Here is a 17,457-nt window from a genome sequence, read left to right on the forward strand (position 1 = left end):
AGAGTAGCTACGTTTGGAAGGGATAAGCGCTGAAAGCATATAAGCGCGAAACCCACCACAAGATGAGATTTCTTTTAAGGGTCCTAGGAGATGACTAGGTTGATAGGCTATAGGTGTAAAGGCAGTAATGTCATAGCCGAGTAGTACTAATAACCCGTAAGCTTATGTACGCACCTCCTCCTTCCCCTGTAAAGGAGGGGGGATGGAACTTTCTAATACTTTTTATATTCTTTATCTCAGTATGTTAAGATATTACTATAATTATGAATTGTTAATTATCAATTGTTAATTATAGAATAATTGCCCAAAGCAATTATAACCTCTTAAGGTGGTTATTGCGGCGGGGCTCACCTCTTCCCATCCCGAACAGAGTAGTTAAGCCCGCCTGCGCAGATGGTACTGCAATTTGTGGGAGAGTATGTCGTCGCCTTTCTTTTGAAAAACCCTAGCTTGAAAAAGCTAGGGTTTTTTGTTTTATTCGAACGANCCTTTATTTTGGCATTGAAAGATTCCGCCGATGCATTAGTGCTTCTGTTATCAAAATAGTTCAATATGGTTTGATAATGATTAATTATCGTTCGAGATATCGTATTGAAAGACTTGAATCCAGATTGGTTTACTTTTTCGTGCCATTTGGCTAATTTTGCAAAGCCTATTATTTTATCGGTTGTCTTTTCAAAAATAGTACGCAGGTCTTGTGTTAGGTTGTATGCTTTTTGAATATCGGGATATAATTCAAATAATAAATTGGCTCGTTCTAATTGGTTTGGCGACCATTTTGATTTGTTTTTGTATAAGAAATAGCGACTTCTAGCTAGTAATTGTTTAAGAGTATCTCCATTTGTCAAGACTTCAGAATCGAACCTTTTCTTGTTTTTCTTGGCTTTTTCTATAACCTCATTTTCCTGGTCTATGGCTTGCCAGCGGTATTTGATTCTGATTTCTTGTAAAGCTTCTGTGGCTAGTTTTTGAACGTGAAAACGGTCGGTAACACGCGTTGCATTTTGGAAACATTTCTTGGCAATGAGTCCCATATTTCCAGCCATATCCAAGGTGATTTCTGTGACAAGGTTTCGTTGTTTAAGAGGTATTTTTTCAATGATTGCAATTACTGTTTCGGCTTTTGTCCCAGCAATCATAGCCACGATGGTTCCTTTTTTGCCTTTTCCAGCTTTATTGGTTAGAATAGTGTAGAGCTCGCCATTGGATAGTGAAGTTTCATCTATTGATAAACGTTTTCCAATGTTTTCGGGGAAAAGCAACCATTTCTTTGCGTGTTTTATCTGTTCCCAAGATTTAAAATCACTTAGGAACTCTTTGTATTGATATTGTAGATTCTTACCACTAACTCCATAAAAAGAAGCGATGGCATTACAATCATTTGGCTTGGAATCTATTGATCTCTTTTAAAAAAGACGCAAACTCCTGTGTTACCCGAGTTCCGTCTGCTACTAAATTCCAATCTCTAAAGACCACTTGCCCAGTGTCTTCATTGAGCCATCTTCTTCGTGTAATGTGCAGGTATACTTGGTGTCCGCGAATTGGGAAATCTTGAACGGTTATCTCTTCGAAGAATCCTTTGGAACTTAATTTGTGTTGACGATATTCTTTGGGAATGGAATTGACCTCCTTTAAATAAAGGTGAAGTATTGCTTCTGCTTTTTTATAGGTGGTTAATTCAAAGTATTCAACAATAATTTCAGGTAATAATAACTTCAGAAGCTCTCCAAAAGAATCTTGCATTTTTATATAATTTTGAAATGCAAAAATCGACTTTTTAATATTTCTCCACAACTTTTCGACTTGATCCCTAACGCCTCGGGTCTTTTGAAAAACCCTAGCTTGAAAAGCTAGGGTTTTTTGTTTATGGGCACGACGTGTTCGCCTGACGGCTCGGTTTTTTTGTTTTACAGGTATTTTAAATAAAATAAAGTAATCCTAAAAGAGAAAGCAATTCCGCCTGCGAACATGCTAGGTTTTTCTGTAAAATTGAACTCATCAATATAATGTTTTTATTTAGTACAGATAATTTTTTAAGTTCAACAATATAAATTTTAAAAAAGATGTATGACGTATAACTAAAAGATGTACGATATTTACTTTATAGATGTACTACAATTATGTAAAAGCGGTACGTCTTTTTATATATTTGTACTGACAAAAATATATTATTAAACTTAACAAACTATTTTTTATGTCTGTACAATTTAAAATGATTCCTAAACAAAACAATTTGGTAACACCGCCTGAAGTAAAATATTACCCATGTGCTATTAGTAAGGGAGAAATGAAATTGGATGATTTGGCTAAAATCATTTCTGGTCGTTCCTCTATGAGTAAAGCGGATTGTTATGGAGTAATTATGGCTTTAAGTGACGTAATAGGAGAGGCTTTATCTAATGGAAATATAGTTAAAATAGATAGTTTGGGTACTTTTCAACTTATTTTACAAGGTACTGCTGCCGAAACAGAAGAAGCATTAGGAAAGTCAAGTATAAAAGGAGCAAAAATAAGCTACAAACCTTCTAAGGAGTTGAAAGGCATAATAAAAGAAATTACTTATAAAAGAATGCGTTAAAATTTGATAAACAGGTTACAAAAAAAACAGGCTATAATAGTGACTAACCTATTTTATTCCAAAAATGAATCTTGGTGGCTTATTGGCTTTTCGATGTTATTGGCTAGTGGCATTATTATAGAACCGCAATTAATTTGTTCGTCTTTATTAAAAGGGCAACTTTCGGATATGTGGTTGTACTGGTGTGTAGCCATTGGTTCGGCTTTTAGTGTGTCTTTTTTTGCTCATTTGTGGAGAAAAGTTCCAGTTAAAACCGAAAATGAGTTCTTGTTTTTTAGATATTCAGGAACAGGAGCCAAGGTACTTCATAATTTTAGGAGTTTGTATTTAGGCTTGTTTGTCGTTCCATTTATTATAAGTTTTAGTCTTTTGGCTTTCAGTAAAATTTTCTGTTTTATTATTGGAATAGAAATCAATTTAGCAATAGTACTATTGACTATTCTTATAATAATTATGACTTTCTTCAATAGTTTGAGGCAACGTTTAAAATTAGATTTTGTTTTATTTATACTTTTTATAGTATTGTTTTTAATCATCATTTTTAGCTTATTGCTGAACACTGGAGGTTTATCCCATTTAACAACTACAGTACAATCTTCTAAAAACAATTTCAATATCATTCCATCTATAGGTTCTAAAACTTTTAATGCTTTTATTGTTTTTGTATTGGTGCAATGGTGGTCGGCTTCGATATTAGATTATCCGGATATGAATGGTCAAAAATTGATGGCAACCCAAACTAGTAAAGACTTATTGAAAAGCATTTTTCTTCCCTCATTATTTATAGTTCTATTTAGAGTAGTGTTGTTTACTTTACCTTTTATGGCTGTTTGTTATGGATATGCTAATGGCACGGTTGACAGCGAATTAGCTTTTACTTCCTTATTTGTAAAAGTATTACCTTCTTGGATGCTAATTTTAGTAGTTATAGTATTTATGATTCCTTTTCTTTCTATGGTTCAGAACACACAAAATTGGGGTGGTTCCTTATTAATTGAGAATTTTTATAAGCATACTATCAATCCAAATTTGAGTGATGCTAAAGCAAAAAAATTAGGAATAATAGCTATGATAGGCATTCTTATAGTTTCTGGAGGTATTGCTATCTATGCCGATTCGTTAGTTGGAATTACAAAATATATTTTTGCTATAACTGCAGGAGTAGGGCCAGTGTTTATGTTGCGCTGGTACTGGTGGCGCATCAATGCTTGGTCGCAGTTATCGGCAATGGTAGCCGCTTTAATTTATCCACTGGTTTTGGATTGGTTTTATGATAACAATAAATCCTTTCATCAATTACTTGTTAGTTTAGAACACGATTTTAACATCGAATATTATCCCATTAAAATCATTATTTTAACGATTATTGTTTGCACTACTTGGTTGGTAGTTACTTTTTGTACGGCACCTACCGAAACTAAAGTTTTACAAACCTTTGCCTCAACCATAAAACCGGGTGGCTTTTGGAAACCATTTAACAATAGTGGAAAAACTTTTTCTAAACTAAGGCTTTTAGCTTGGTTAATTCAAACCGGAAATGGTTTTCTCTTGTATTTTATCTTTTGGAATTTCTTAATAGGAAGTTATGTACTATTTATTGGATTATTGCTCTTGTTTATTTTGGTTTTCTTTGTTTCCTATAATCTTATTCAGAAAGCCAATACCAATTATGACTTGGAGTTGGAAAAAAATTAACCCAACATTTTCATGACCCAATGAACACCTTTAGCTTCACAAAAACTTTTTAAATTACGCGTAATAATATTCTTATTTTCTCCCGAAGCAAAAAGTGAGGCAACAGCAAATTCAATAGCTGTTTTTTCGTTGCTTTCATTTTGAAACAAAATGTTATGAATTCTAAATGGGTTATAAACCTTTTTGCTATTGAAGTAAAGCGATTTGCAAATCCAATACAATTGAAGCACATATAAAGCAATGCTGTGGAACTCTTTCTTTTGTTGCCTGATTATTTCATCAATGTGATTGTTTAATTCCTCATGATGGAACAATTCTTCTTTGAAGCCAAAAATAATTAGCGCCTTCAGTGACCTAGAAAGCAACCATGCTTTTTCATTAAACCCCAAACCAGTGGATAGAACTATTAATTCTGCTACATGAAATTGCCATGTATAGCGAAGGATTCCATTATAACCGTCTATCAGTATTTGGCATTCCATCCACCTTGAAAGTTCTTGAAAATGACACTTGCTTTTATTTAATTGGGTTGTTAGTGCTATAAACTCTTTACTATAATCGGAGGCTTTCTGTTCTTTATGAGCCGATTGACTGATTAAAAAACAATATACATATAATTTTCTATAATCGTTAGTAATGTTAGGTAAATAATAATTCACTAAAGCATCCGAAAAGTAATTATTTTCGTTGTCTTCATCAACATAACATTCATAGAAAAAAAGATGACCAATACTACTATCTGCAAGTAATTGTAGTAGTTCTTTTTGCTTTTTATTTTTGCGTACATAAGCACCTATTTGTTCGGCTGCGGTAAACAGAATAGCTTCGTTTTTATTTTCTTTTGCTTTCTCTAATACAATTTGCAATGCCTTAAAATCTTCATTGGCTAATGCTAATTGCAATACAGCTAAAGAAAAACCATCAGAAGCTTCGGTAAGAAAATAGTTGGGGTCAAAAGGAATATTAGTCTGACTATTACAATAATCTTCCCAATCAGTATAATTCAAATAACGCGCAATTACATTCAAAGTATCCTTATAAGGAGTTCTAAAAGGTTTTACAACGCCATACATCCTCGCAATAGTATGCGGTGAAATAAATAACTTTTCTAAAGCCAATATTTGCGAACACTTTTCAGCATTGGCAATGTTTTTTATCTTAAATCCTAATTGGATTTCAAATTGCTTGCAAAGGGCAATGAGATAAGGATCCAGCTGGTTCATGTTTATGTTTATGGTTGCACAAATATAAGAGGAATCCTTTTTGAAAGTGAAGTTGCAATAAGTTGCAATTTATTTTGGTTTTGGAATGGAGTAATATTGTCAACAAGAAACAAATTAATAATTTGGTAAAAAAGTAGGATTGATATTCAAGCTTACTACCAAAAATGGAATGAGTAAAACAAAAAAGTGGAGTCCAGAACCCACTAAAAAAAAACGGAAAATATAAAATTTAAAACATGGGTAGCACAGCTAGAATAAAATTCAAACAAACGTATTCATCAAGCAAGGTAGGTATTATTGTAAAAGCAGGTGAAATTATCGAAATTCCGATACAAGGTTCAAAACCAATTGAACGTGATGTTCTTGAATATTTCAAAAATAAAATGGGTCTAAAATATACATCCGATTTAGGTTTAAATACTAGTGTACAAAGTTGGGAAGTCGTTTAATCAGAAGTTATATTTTAAAAGTCATTTAAAAGATGAACAATAAATGGTTTAAAAAAAATGAAATTTTGTATAAAATAAAAAGAAATATGATTTTAAAGATTAGAACCAAAGACAGTCTTGAAGATTTATTACGCCATAGAAATTCTCCATCTTGGGTGATTTCAGAATCAAGAGTAAACCAAATAGAAGAAGTTGAGATTTATCAATTTGATGGAAAAAAAGTTATTAAAGGAACTTTTGATATTGACAATTCTTCGAGAACAGAATCAGGTAGATTAATTGTTGCATTTAAAAATGCTCAGATTGAAGATTGTGACCATAAATGGATAGGACAAAACCCTATTAAATATGATAATAGTAAGTATATTAATACAGAAAATAAGATGGATAGTTTATTAGGGAAAATAGGATTTTATGCAGGAAGGGTAAATGAAGATGATAATATTGAAGAATGTTGTAATGCTGGTGACCAACCCGATTTTATAATTTTAGGCGGTTTCCAAAATAAAGATAATAAAAAAGAATTTGTTGGAAGAGTTATTACTAATTGGTGCGATAAATATCCTACAGATAGTTTAATTTATAATGGTAAAACCACCATAGATTCAGGTGGTTTTGCAGAAGATGAAGAAGGAAATGATTTATGGATTAGTATTTCTAATGAGTTTCCAAACTTATTAAATGAAATTAATTCACTCTATGATTTTTTAGAGATTGATGAGGATGATGAGCATTATAATTTAAGCTCTGAAATACCTGAGGAAATTAGATTATTCAATATCTATGAAGGATATTATATGGATATTCAAGAAGTTGAAAAAGGAAATGGTGAAAAATTAGGAATTGAGTTTTGGTTGTAAAATATGGAAAGCTATAATAAACAAATTCTTTCTAATTTTAATGAGTGGAAAGAACATGGAAGATGTAATCAAGCAATTAATTTAAACCAAGTAATTGGTGAGGAATATTTCTGTGAATCTAACCCTCATTTTTTTACAGGCGATTTGAATGCTGATTTAGTTTTGGTTCATTTAAATCCAAAAAGAAATAAAAACATTACCACTAAAAAGTTTGATATTGAGAAACCAAAGTTCGAGACATTTCAAGAATATTTTGATTATTTTAGATATTTTGGTAAAAATAATTATGGAGAACAATCAGCTAGAACTCATAAATCACCTTTTGATAAAAAACAGATTAGATTTATAAAACCACTAAATATTTTACCATTTACAGGAACGGATACGTACAAAGATCTAGAGATTGTTATAGATAATAAACTTCAAATTGAATTAATCCCTTTTGGTTCTGAAAACTTTAATTATAACAAAGTTGGGATAAACAATATTGAACCATTTATTGAAAATATTTTATCACTAATAACTGCAAAAAACAGAAAACTAGTTGTATTCTGTGGTCGTGTTTTCGATACTATTCTTAATAATTATATTGTAAATAAAAAGATTCATGAATTTAAACTTCAAAAAATAGATGGTACTTTAACAGAAGATAATTACCATTTTATAGAAGTGAAAATTCAATATAATGAGAAAAGTATAAAAGCAATAATTGCTCCTCAATATGCTATGCAAGGAATGCCTATTGAACAATATGGTATTAAATTAAATCAATTACTGAATAATAAAACGAGTAGTTGATAGAAATGTGGTTTCTTTAAATAAAAAAACAATTATCAATTTAACACTATTTTAAACTTCATGGGAACACTTGCAGCAATAGGAACATGTATCATAGCTCTAATCGGATTTATAATTGGCTGGAAATTCTCAGATTTTTTTATTCCACCACGAGATTATTGGACTAAAAGCGGTTCTGCAATGTGGGCAACAAAACTAGGTATTGCTGTAACAGGTTCTTGTGTTGCTGTATGGGGTGTCGCGGCTTTAATAACGACTGTTTTTGGTTAAAGGTTTTTTTAACTAAAACAAATTCTTGTACAAACTAATCTTTGGTGATGGGCTATAGTTACTCTTATTTATTATGTGAACCAAGTTAGAAGTGAACACCTCGTCTTACATTAAAAAACTTGAATGAAATTTTATCAAAAAGTTTATTGTGATGAAGACTTTAGGTTTCTTCGTTTCTTATAAACTTATTCAGAAAGCCAATACTAATTATGATGTGGAGTTAGAAAAAGTAAATTAGGAGAACATCAAATTCAATATCCACTTCATTTTAGTATTTGCACAGTAGTGCATTAGGTTATCTTCGATTAGTTTTTTAATGGTTTCATCAGAATAAAGACATGCGGTAGCAGATTCAATGGCAATTCGTTCCTTTGAATTTCCTTGCAAATAATCTATGGATAAATGAAAAGGCTGGTAGGTAATTGTATTTTCACTATTGCTATACAACCAATACAATTGAATGATATACAATGCTGACGAATTTTTAGATTTACTTTTTTTCATCATAGTAGTATTTACTATTTCGTTAAACGCTATGTGATTTAAAAGATCTTTTTTTAAACCAAAATGCAATAGCACTCTGATAGAACGCGCCAATAACCATTCGTTTTTTTCTATTGAAAGAGCATAATTCGAAATAGTAGTCAAATAATTCTGAACCTTAGACTGCAACTTATTTTCAATGCCATCGATAAGAATATTACATTCAAAATAACGGGAAAGAAGATGATAATGTTGTTTTTCAATATGAATGTTTTTTGCTACTCTTTTATATTCTTCTATTAAATCTTTTTGAATAGTTCCCGAGTAACTGTATTGTGCTAACAAATAACTATAAACAAAAAAGATATCTTGCTTATTGGTTACTTTAGGCAGGTAATGGATAAACAATGCTTTTGAGAAATAGTCGTTTTCATTTTCTTCATCAACAAAACATTCATAAAACAAGCTTTGCCCAGCTTTTGAGTTTGCTAAAACTTTTAATAATTCTTCATCATACTGATTTATCTTAACATATTTTCCGATTAAATTGGCAGTTGAAAAATGTACAGCATTGTTTTCAAAATAGGTATATTTTTCTAACATGATCTGAACTGCATCATAGCGTTTTAAATTCAAAGCCATTTCTAAAACACTTTGCGAAAAGCCATTGGCTTCTTCGGTCAAAAAGTGATTAGCACTAAAGTGATGTTTAGATTGATCTTCAATATAATTCTCCCAATTATCATATTCCAAAAACTTAGCAAGATGATCTAGAGTAGATTTGTAGGGTTTTGAAGCAGAAGTAGTTAGCCCATACATTCTTGCAACTGTTGAAGCAGATATAGGAAATTTCTTTTGTTTAAATATATCCGACAACCATAGTGCATCCGGAAAGCCTATGATTTTTCTGTTGACCGCTATTTCAATTTGTTTGCAAATTTTTTGAATATATTTCTCGGTTCCATTCATATATGTAAATTATGATTTTTTAGCGGTCATATCTGTTATCACCTTTGTATTTAGTGGTGTTTGTTTTCAACAAACTTATTGTTGATGGTGATTTCATAAAGGGTAAAAATACTAATTTCTTTATATCCAAAATAGCACTAACGAACTTGAAGTAACTTGAAGTAATTTTGAATAGTGGTAAAGTATATTTTTGTGGGGAATAAAATAAAAAATATGTCTGAAACACATTTACTGGTTAAATCTCATAACCTGGAATTAAAACAAAATTTAGCTGCTGCTATCGCTGATAGATTTAGAACAGACAGTCCTGTTGACGACCATTTTAAAAATGCGGATTTAAAAATGGCTCCCTGGATAAGTGAACGATCTAATGATCGTAAATTTGTTAAATATGTTGGACAGCCCTATTGGACTAAAGCGGCTATAGAACATTACAAACAACATAGAACAAAAGGTTTAAGACACGAACATGCTGTGCCTAGAAAACTAATCATAAAACTACTAGAAGAAAGCGATAAAAGTAAAGAAGCAATTTTTTCTATTCTTGATAATTTAGTGCATGCGGTTATTGTTACCAAAGAGGAAGCGACCTTGTTAGATAAAAAATGGAAATCTACAATGCCAGTAGGTATTGAAATCACAAATGACATTAACATGGTTTTTTCTAGATATATAGCAATGAATATTAAAGTTTATTATTTGGAAAAGCAGAATCCTAAAGATATCAAAGAACTAAAATCATTAAAACCAATAATTTAAAATATTAAAAAATGAAAAAAATATTTTTATTAATAGTTGCTCTTTACGTCTCTAATGCTTTTTCTCAAACTAGTAAAGAAATAATCCAAGAAATTAAAAATGATGCTGTACTTCAGGACATAAATTATAATTTAAACAATTACATTAAGATAAATGAAATTGCGAAAGTGGATAATTTTAATGAAGAAATAGCCTTTTTGAACAATTATAATCTATCAGATTTTCAGCCTATTAACTTTTTTATTGTAGGTAAGGTAAATGATCTTTTTTCTACCCCATTGGTTTTCTTCCCAAACGGTTTTAAATCTAGCTATTTTAGAGAAGGATATGATAAAATATATTCTAGCGATTTAACCAAAAAGATAAAAAATGTATTTATTTTTAAAAATAAAGATAAAGAATATTATTTACTTGAATATAATGATTATATAACTTTTAAAAGTAAGAGTTATAACATCCATGACAACAAATACATAGATAAATTTATAGCAATTGAAAAAAATGAGTTGTTAGATTTAATCAAAAATATAAAAACCCTTGAAAAAGAAATAGTTGAATTTAAAAGTGATTTGGAAAAATCGAAATTCAAACTTCTTATACTACAAGAGGATACGGTTGATAACAATAATCGTTTAGATAGTTCAATAATGATACCCATCATTAGTAATACAAATTACGAATTGAAAAAACCATTTGATTTTACAAAATCAATTAGTATTAATGACTTTAATTTTAATGCACAGTACAAAGAAATTATAGATATTGATGGCAAGAATTTAAATATATCTAAAATTATATACTATAAAGACGAATATCATACTGATAAATTAAAGGCAAAAATTTCAATAAGTTTTAAAGATATAAAGTTATTAAAAATCAATTATAAAAAATCAATAGACACCTATTTTAAATTTGATGAGGGTGAATATCCAAACGACACTAGAAGTGATGCTTATTATTATTACTTATCTAATTATTTAATTTCTAAAAATAATAGTGATTTAAATAATATGACTTCAGACAGTTATTGGGATATTGTTTTTAAAAATGATGAAAAATTCAATAATACTTTGGATGAATCTTCTTTGAAAATTGATGATTTAGAAATTAACTCTGATTTTGATTTAAATAATTTATTTGTGTTTCCAAAATTACAATTTGAAAATAACACCGTTTATCTTAATGAATACACTGATAAAGAGACTAATGTTGGTGTTGCTGTTTTAAAGATGCGCGATCAATACACTGGTTTCTTCTCAAATGAAATTAAAAATTCACTCATTTTTAATTTAAAAAAGGCAGCAAAAATAGCACTTGATGAAAAAGCTAAAGAAGCCAAAACCATACAAGGAAATAAGAAGTTCATTAGTGATATGACCAAAAAATATGGGAAAAAATATGTTGATGATGCCATGAATGGAGATATCACAATGGGCATGCCCGAAGAATTATTGGGAATACCTCTTCGAAATTGGGTTATAAAATCTAGAGACGAGTTTCCTAATGGATATAATTTATACTGCAATTTTAGCTTTAATACCGCAAGAAAACTATTGATTACTGTAAAAAATAAAAAAGTTGCTAGAATATCAAATTGGTAAACTATTAAAAATAATTTATAAACATTAAAAATTATATCATGAAAACATCTTGGAAAATTGTATTAGGAATTGTAGGCTTTTTAATCCTGCTATCAGTAATTAACAACATCAAATCTTGTTCTGCTGAAAATGAAAAAGAAGGTAATATGACCTTTAAACCAGCATTATCAAGTAAAGAAATTAAATGTTCCAATCCATTAATAAATGGTGAATTAGGTAATTATTTGGAAATTAAAGATTATAAAGCAATTATTAATTTTATAGGAATTGAACAGAATTTTAGTGATAATAAATACATCCAAAAATGGGAAGTTAAGGTTTGTATCAAAAGGAATAATAAACCACTTCCTTTTGAAGTGAAAAATTTAAGTGGAAATAGTGGTATAAATGTACAATTGCTAAATTCAAATTCTTCTCCTATAAGTAATCTGGATGAAATTAATGGCTTTGGCATTTCAATTGATGAGCTCTTATCTTTAAAAACGGGTGAAAATAAATGGGTGACATTCAGTTTTGAATTTGGAGAATCTCAAAAAGAGGATATTATTAAGGATATAAATTTCTTTATCCTAAATTCAAAAATTGACTTTGTTGAAAAAAGTACATCCACAACTATCATTAATTCTGATGAAGAAAATATAGATGCAGATATAAAAGCTGCTGAAAAAGCAACAGAGATAATGGAAAGACAAGTAGAAATGATGGATAAAGTGAATAAAATGAGTAAGGAAAAATAAAATTTAATAATAAATTAAGAATCTTTATTATTTTAAGCCTAACGGACATAAGTAGTTGGGCTTTTATATTTTAGCTAAAACAAATTCTTATACATACTAATCTTTGGTGATGGACTATAGTTACTCTTATAATTAGTGTGACCCAAGATAGTAGTGAACACTACGTCTTACATAAAAACTTGAAAAAGTTTTAATTACTCGATGTCTTTAACAAACTCATCATATTCCAAATAAAACAACTCCAAAGCATTCATTTTCTCATAAAAAAAATTGAAAATGTCCTCCCAATAAGAACGATTGCTTACGGTGATACCTGTTTTTTCAACCCAAATGCGGCTGATGGTTTTACCGTTTTCGAGTGTGTAGTTTTTTTCGAAAACCAAATCGGGAATGAATTCGTCTTCTAGAATATTTTTTAAGGCTACAATTTTTTCAAAATAGGCAAGGCGTATTTCTTCGTTGCGATGTTCGATGTCAATGCTTACCTGTGCTTTTTTGTTGTCTACAAAAAATTTAAAAGAAAAATCTTTGATTTTGGTATCGTATAAAATCCATTTTCGAGGATATTTTTCTGCAAAAGCAATCCAGAATTCTTGTTTTAATTGTTGGTTTTCTTGCTTGGAGTACATAATTATTTTTTTAATTTCTTTTATCAAAAATGCCTTATTAATTGTATTGTTACTATCACCGCAGATTCGCAGATTGAAAATTTGTTTGTGGGAATCTGTGAATCTGCGGTTGAATGTATCAATCTCTTTATATTTTACTTAAATTCGCATTACGCATGTCAGTATTTATTCCGACACAAAAATAAACTTTGTCATGGATTTTCAAGATTTTCTTTCGAGTATTCCAAAAATTTTGAGTGAGCCACTTCTTGCAGACTTAGCACATCAAATTATGGTTCCGCCAGAACGGGCAGCATTGATGAGAAATTTGAATGTTGAAGAAGTAAATCCAAGAAAAGCAGCAGTTATGATGTTGTTTTATCCTAAGAATAAGAAAACGCATTTGGTTTTAATTATTAGAAATTCTTATTTTGGAGTTCATTCGTCTCAAATTGCATTTCCTGGAGGCAAAGTAGAACACAACGATGAGTCAATTGAATATACTGCTTTGCGGGAAACAGAGGAGGAAATTGGGATTCCAATAGATAAAATAACTCTCATTAAAGCTTTTACAGAAGTATATATTCCTCCAAGCAATTTTATGGTTTTTCCTTTTTTGGGTTATTGTAAAGAGGAGCTTGTTTTTAAACCTGATCCGAAAGAAGTGGCAGGAATTCTTGAACTCTCATTGGCCGATTTCTTAGATGAAAACGCAATTGTAAACAAAACGATGTCGACTTCTTATTCTACAAACATTCTTGTTCCTGCTTTTAAAATTCAAGAGCATTATGTATGGGGAGCAACGGCTATGATGATGAGTGAATTGAAAGAAATACTCAAAAAAGTAATATAAATTATAAGATTTTGTATGTTTGTAACTAATGTCTTTTTTAATAAATAAATTATGGGATTTTTAAAACGAAATCCATTTGGTCACATCCTTATTATAAAAAAATGGTTAATCCGAATTTTTGCTGTTTTAACCCATAGACGCTATAGAGGATTTAATGAACTGCAAATTGAGGGTTCAGAAATCATTAAGTCATTGCCAGATACCAATGTACTCTTTGTATCCAATCATCAAACGTATTTTGCCGATGTTGTGGCAATGTTTCATGTTTTTAATGCTAGTTTAAGTGGTCGCCAAGACAACATTAAAAACTTAGGTTACATTTGGCAACCTAAAATGAATATATATTATGTAGCCGCAAAAGAAACCATGGAAGCGGGTTTACTCCCTAGAATTCTTTCTTATGTTGGAGCCATCACAGTAGAGCGTACTTGGCGCGCCAAAGGAAAAGATGTTACAGAGAAACGTGAAGTTAACCCAAACGATACTGAGAATATAAAAATAGCTTTGGCTGATGGTTGGGTGATTACTTTTCCGCAAGGCACAACCAAATCGTTTAAACCTGTTCGAAAAGGAACGGCACATATCATAAAACAACACCGTCCAATTGTTGTCCCTATTGTAATTGATGGTTTTCGACGTTCGTTTGATAAAAAAGGACTCCGAATGAAAAAGAAAGGTATCTTACAATCGTTTATTATCAAAGAACCTTTAGTTATTGACTATGAGAATGAAACCATCGAAGAAATTGTTGAAAAAGTAGAATTTGCAATAGAGCAACATCAATCCTTCTTAAAAGTACTTTCCGAAGAAGAAATTGCCGAACAAGAAAAGTTAGACAAACTAAGAGAATGGGAATATTAACTATTTTTTGTTACAAATCTATTTTCTTTAATTCATGGTAATTTCTATATAGCTTCTTAAGTAAAATGCCATAAATTAGTTTGTAAAATAGCCAAAACAAACCTACAAAAAGCAGTAAAAATGCACCGCACAACAAAATAGTCAATGTAAATACTTTAGTGTTTAAGGTAAGTTCATGCACCTTTGGGTTTAATGAAAAAGCTAAAACAAACCCAATTATCATACTAAAAACAATCATTCCTAAATTATACCAAACGTAGTATTGAACCGTTTTTCTAGTCTTTAAAATATCACTCATTAGTTGTTTGGTAGAAGTAATTGTAGAAATGTTTTTATAATTTTTATAAAAAATCAAAATAAAAACTGCAACCACACAATAATTAAAAACAGTTAAATATTTAAATAAGGCTATATACGATTCCCCATGAATTTCTTTTAAATAATCGTCAGTGTTAAAAAGCAAACTAATTCCTGTCCATAACAAAACCTCTAGAATGCTAATAATCAATATCCACTTCACTATCGAAGACGATTTTTTATGCAACATCTTGTAGATTTCCATTTCTGAAACTTGTTCAAATGAATTTTCATTCTTTTGCCAGTCTTTTTTCAATAAATCCAACTCTTCCATAATCCTTAAGGATTTAATATTTTTTTCAATTTCCCTTTTATTCTATTCATTTTCACTCTAGCATTCACTTCGCTAATTCCTAAAGTTTCCGAAATTTCGGTGTAATCTTTATCTTCTAAATACATAAAAACCAATGCTTTTTCAATATCATTTAATTGATAAACTGCTTGATACATCAATTTAATTCGCTCTTCCTCTTCATAATTATAATCCTCCTGACTTATAAAAAACTGATGTTTTTCATAATTAACCGTTTGAACTGATTTGGTGCTTTTTCTATACAACGTAATCGCCGTGTTCAAAGCCACACGATAGGCCCAAGTCGAGAATTTGCTGTCACCACGAAACTTCGGAAAAGCTTTCCACAACTGAATAGTGATTTCCTGAAACAAATCCTTATGCGCATCATCACCAGCAGTATACAACCTACAAATCTTGTGGATTATATTCTGATTTTCGCGCAACTGCTTTACAAAAGATTGTTCTAAATCCTCACTCATATTTCATTAGTAATCCAACTCAGTATTTTGTTACAAAGTACAATTAATTTTTTTAGAAGCACAAATAGTAGGCATTTCTATACAAGTTTGGTCCCGCTGTACATTGCAATCTTCTATTACCCTGTCAGGGTTCAAAACCCTGACAGGGTAATAGAAGGATTTCCATTGCCATCGGGGCTAGAGAAAAAGGTTTAGGCTTCTTTATAAATTTCAATAAAACAAAACTCCTAAACTTTGTATCTTTGAGACAGTACAACTTTGAACCAATAAAAAAAATGAATATTCCTAATACTTCAAAACCAAGAATCGTAATTATAGGAGGCGGGTTTGCAGGCATTGCAATTGCCAAAAAACTAAGAAATAAAAACGTTCAAGTAGTATTAATAGACAAACACAATTACCATACTTTTCAGCCTTTGTTATATCAAGTAGCCACTGGCGGACTTGAAGCGGGTTCTATTGCGTATCCCATTCGCAAAGTTTTTCAAGAATACAAAGATTTCTATTTTAGGTTGACATCAGTTGCCGAAATTGATACTAAAAATCAAAAAGTAATTTCAGAAATTGGCGAATTACATTACGATTATCTCGTTCTTGCTACAGGTTCTAAAACTAATTTTTTTGGCAATAAAGAAATTGAGCGTAATGCCATGTCTATGAAAAGTATTCCGCAATCACTTAATATCCGAAGTTTAATATTAGAAAATTTCGAGCAAGCGGTACTTACCAAAGACGATTCTGAAAAAAACAGTTTAATAAATTTTGTTCTCGTTGGTGGCGGACCAACAGGTGTGGAACTTGCAGGAGCATTAGCCGAAATGAAAAAAGCCATTCTCCAGAAAGATTATCCTGATTTAGACATCAATAAAATGCAAATCAATCTTATTCAAAGTGGTGACAGAATACTGAATACTATGAGCGAAGCATCATCTAAAGAAGCAGAAACCTTTCTAGAAAATTTAGGGGTTAAAATCTGGAAAAATGTTAGAGTTTCTAATTATGACGGGAAAACGATAATTACTAATTCTGATTTGACCTTCGAGACTGCAACTGTAATTTGGACTGCAGGGGTAAAAGGGGCATTGGTTGCAGGTCTTGATGCACAATCTTTGCTGGAAAATGTAAAACGAATTCGAGTAAATCAATTCAATCAAGTCAAAGGATATGAAAATATCTTTTCCATTGGAGATATTGCAATGATGGAACTAGAGGATTATCCGCAAGGACATCCTATGATGGCACAACCAGCAATGCAACAAGGAAGATTACTAGGGGAAAACATTATAAAATTAATCAACAAGCAACAAATGATTCCTTTTGAATACAATGATAAAGGAGCAATGGCAACTATTGGTCGCAATAAAGCCGTTGTCGATTTGCCAAAATTTCATTTTAGTGGCGTTTTTGCTTGGTTTGTTTGGATGTTTGTGCATTTATTTTCACTAATTGGGTTCAAAAATAAAGCGGTCGTTTTCCTAAATTGGGTGTATAATTACATTCGTCTCGATCGAGAAGGGCGACTGATTATTAGACCTTTTAAACGAAAAAGTTTTGTAACCTTTACCAGTGATGAAGTTTAGTT

18 protein-coding genes, 2 rRNA genes and 1 pseudogene are annotated in these 17,457 nt (G+C 30.7%); 14 read left to right on the plus strand and 7 right to left on the minus strand.

Features of this window, described 5'->3' with window-relative positions:
- Window positions 1-170, plus strand: a 23S ribosomal RNA gene (locus ACFQ0S_RS07355); the annotation flags it as partial.
- 154 nt (window positions 171-324) lie between these two features.
- Window positions 325-433: ribosomal RNA gene (rrf, locus tag ACFQ0S_RS07360) — 5S ribosomal RNA — on the plus strand.
- A gap of 103 nt (window positions 434-536) precedes the next feature.
- Here rrf and ACFQ0S_RS07365 read toward each other — a convergent pair.
- A pseudogene (locus tag ACFQ0S_RS07365) lies at window positions 537-1,397 on the minus strand (ISAon1 family transposase); the annotation flags it as partial.
- On the minus strand, window positions 1,378-1,794 hold the full coding sequence (locus ACFQ0S_RS07370) for an ISAon1 family transposase N-terminal region protein (RefSeq protein WP_379753381.1): 417 nt from the start codon (window positions 1,792-1,794) through the stop codon (window positions 1,378-1,380). The pseudogene ACFQ0S_RS07365 and the gene ACFQ0S_RS07370, both read right to left, overlap by 20 nt.
- Before the next feature lie 400 nt (window positions 1,795-2,194).
- Here ACFQ0S_RS07370 and ACFQ0S_RS07375 point away from each other — a divergent pair, with 400 nt between their 5' ends.
- Window positions 2,195-2,578 carry an HU family DNA-binding protein gene (locus tag ACFQ0S_RS07375; protein ID WP_379753378.1) on the plus strand — a complete coding sequence of 128 codons (384 nt, stop codon included), beginning with the start codon at window positions 2,195-2,197 and terminating at the stop codon, window positions 2,576-2,578.
- Window positions 2,579-2,617: 39 nt separating this feature from the next.
- Window positions 2,618-4,273 carry a sodium:solute symporter family transporter gene (locus ACFQ0S_RS07380; protein WP_379753375.1) on the plus strand — a complete coding sequence of 552 codons (1,656 nt, stop codon included), beginning with the start codon at window positions 2,618-2,620 and terminating at the stop codon, window positions 4,271-4,273.
- Here the strand turns inward: ACFQ0S_RS07380 and ACFQ0S_RS07385 are convergent.
- Entirely contained in the window at window positions 4,270-5,496 is a 1,227-nt protein-coding gene (locus tag ACFQ0S_RS07385) for a hypothetical protein (RefSeq protein WP_379753372.1), read from the minus strand. The two genes, ACFQ0S_RS07380 and ACFQ0S_RS07385, sit on opposite strands and share 4 nt — an antisense overlap.
- A 236-nt stretch (window positions 5,497-5,732) precedes the next feature.
- On the opposite strand from ACFQ0S_RS07385, the gene ACFQ0S_RS07390 reads away from it, so the two are divergent.
- The 4 genes from ACFQ0S_RS07390 to ACFQ0S_RS07405 all read left to right on the plus strand — a co-directional run bounded on the left by ACFQ0S_RS07390 (window position 5,733) and on the right by ACFQ0S_RS07405 (window position 7,873).
- Window positions 5,733-5,945 carry a hypothetical protein gene (locus tag ACFQ0S_RS07390; protein ID WP_379753368.1) on the plus strand — a complete coding sequence of 71 codons (213 nt, stop codon included), beginning with the start codon at window positions 5,733-5,735 and terminating at the stop codon, window positions 5,943-5,945.
- A gap of 86 nt (window positions 5,946-6,031) precedes the next feature.
- Window positions 6,032-6,805, plus strand: a complete 774-nt coding sequence (locus tag ACFQ0S_RS07395; RefSeq protein WP_379753364.1) for a hypothetical protein — start codon at window positions 6,032-6,034, stop codon at window positions 6,803-6,805.
- Window positions 6,806-6,808: 3 nt separating this feature from the next.
- Window positions 6,809-7,603 (plus strand): hypothetical protein, encoded by a 795-nt coding sequence (locus ACFQ0S_RS07400; RefSeq protein WP_379753361.1) that lies wholly within the window; start codon window positions 6,809-6,811, stop codon window positions 7,601-7,603.
- 60 nt (window positions 7,604-7,663) lie between these two features.
- Window positions 7,664-7,873: a hypothetical protein gene (locus ACFQ0S_RS07405; protein ID WP_379753358.1), complete on the plus strand. Its 210-nt coding sequence runs from the start codon at window positions 7,664-7,666 to the stop codon at window positions 7,871-7,873.
- A 234-nt stretch (window positions 7,874-8,107) separates the two neighbouring features.
- On the opposite strand, the gene ACFQ0S_RS07410 is transcribed toward ACFQ0S_RS07405, so the two are convergent.
- Window positions 8,108-9,325, minus strand: a complete 1,218-nt coding sequence (locus ACFQ0S_RS07410; protein WP_379753355.1) for a hypothetical protein — start codon at window positions 9,323-9,325, stop codon at window positions 8,108-8,110.
- A gap of 213 nt (window positions 9,326-9,538) precedes the next feature.
- On the opposite strand from ACFQ0S_RS07410, the gene ACFQ0S_RS07415 reads away from it, so the two are divergent.
- From ACFQ0S_RS07415 to ACFQ0S_RS07425, 3 genes are read left to right on the plus strand one after another with little or no spacing between them, the layout of a single operon-like run.
- Entirely contained in the window at window positions 9,539-10,084 is a 546-nt protein-coding gene (locus tag ACFQ0S_RS07415) for a hypothetical protein (RefSeq protein ID WP_379753353.1), read from the plus strand.
- An 11-nt stretch (window positions 10,085-10,095) separates the two neighbouring features.
- Window positions 10,096-11,685, plus strand: coding sequence for a hypothetical protein (locus ACFQ0S_RS07420; RefSeq protein ID WP_379753350.1), 1,590 nt, complete (start codon window positions 10,096-10,098; stop codon window positions 11,683-11,685).
- 38 nt (window positions 11,686-11,723) lie between these two features.
- Window positions 11,724-12,422: a hypothetical protein gene (locus ACFQ0S_RS07425; RefSeq protein ID WP_379753347.1), complete on the plus strand. Its 699-nt coding sequence runs from the start codon at window positions 11,724-11,726 to the stop codon at window positions 12,420-12,422.
- 194 nt (window positions 12,423-12,616) lie between these two features.
- On the opposite strand, the gene ACFQ0S_RS07430 is transcribed toward ACFQ0S_RS07425, so the two are convergent.
- Window positions 12,617-13,051 (minus strand): DUF4268 domain-containing protein, encoded by a 435-nt coding sequence (locus ACFQ0S_RS07430; protein ID WP_379753344.1) that lies wholly within the window; start codon window positions 13,049-13,051, stop codon window positions 12,617-12,619.
- A 193-nt stretch (window positions 13,052-13,244) separates the two neighbouring features.
- Here ACFQ0S_RS07430 and ACFQ0S_RS07435 point away from each other — a divergent pair, with 193 nt between their 5' ends.
- Both ACFQ0S_RS07435 and ACFQ0S_RS07440 read left to right on the plus strand, forming a co-directional pair.
- Window positions 13,245-13,883 (plus strand): NUDIX hydrolase, encoded by a 639-nt coding sequence (locus tag ACFQ0S_RS07435; RefSeq protein ID WP_379753341.1) that lies wholly within the window; start codon window positions 13,245-13,247, stop codon window positions 13,881-13,883.
- 51 nt (window positions 13,884-13,934) lie between these two features.
- Complete coding sequence (locus tag ACFQ0S_RS07440; protein WP_379753338.1) at window positions 13,935-14,744, plus strand: lysophospholipid acyltransferase family protein; 810 nt, start codon at window positions 13,935-13,937, stop codon at window positions 14,742-14,744.
- Window positions 14,745-14,754: 10 nt separating this feature from the next.
- Here ACFQ0S_RS07440 and ACFQ0S_RS07445 read toward each other — a convergent pair whose 3' ends face one another.
- The gene (locus tag ACFQ0S_RS07445; RefSeq protein WP_379753335.1) at window positions 14,755-15,375 is read right to left on the minus strand and encodes a hypothetical protein; all 621 of its coding nucleotides are present in this window, start codon (window positions 15,373-15,375) and stop codon (window positions 14,755-14,757) included.
- 5 nt (window positions 15,376-15,380) lie between these two features.
- On the minus strand, window positions 15,381-15,875 hold the full coding sequence (locus tag ACFQ0S_RS07450) for an RNA polymerase sigma factor (protein WP_379753332.1): 495 nt from the start codon (window positions 15,873-15,875) through the stop codon (window positions 15,381-15,383).
- Window positions 15,876-16,150: 275 nt separating this feature from the next.
- Between ACFQ0S_RS07450 and ACFQ0S_RS07455 the strand changes: the two genes are divergently transcribed.
- The gene (locus tag ACFQ0S_RS07455) at window positions 16,151-17,455 is read left to right on the plus strand and encodes an NAD(P)/FAD-dependent oxidoreductase (RefSeq protein WP_379753395.1); all 1,305 of its coding nucleotides are present in this window, start codon (window positions 16,151-16,153) and stop codon (window positions 17,453-17,455) included.
- Window positions 17,456-17,457 lie beyond the last annotated feature (2 nt).

It is taken from the genome of Flavobacterium myungsuense (assembly GCF_042677265.1).
Taxonomy (GTDB): Bacteria; Bacteroidota; Bacteroidia; order Flavobacteriales; family Flavobacteriaceae; genus Flavobacterium; species Flavobacterium myungsuense.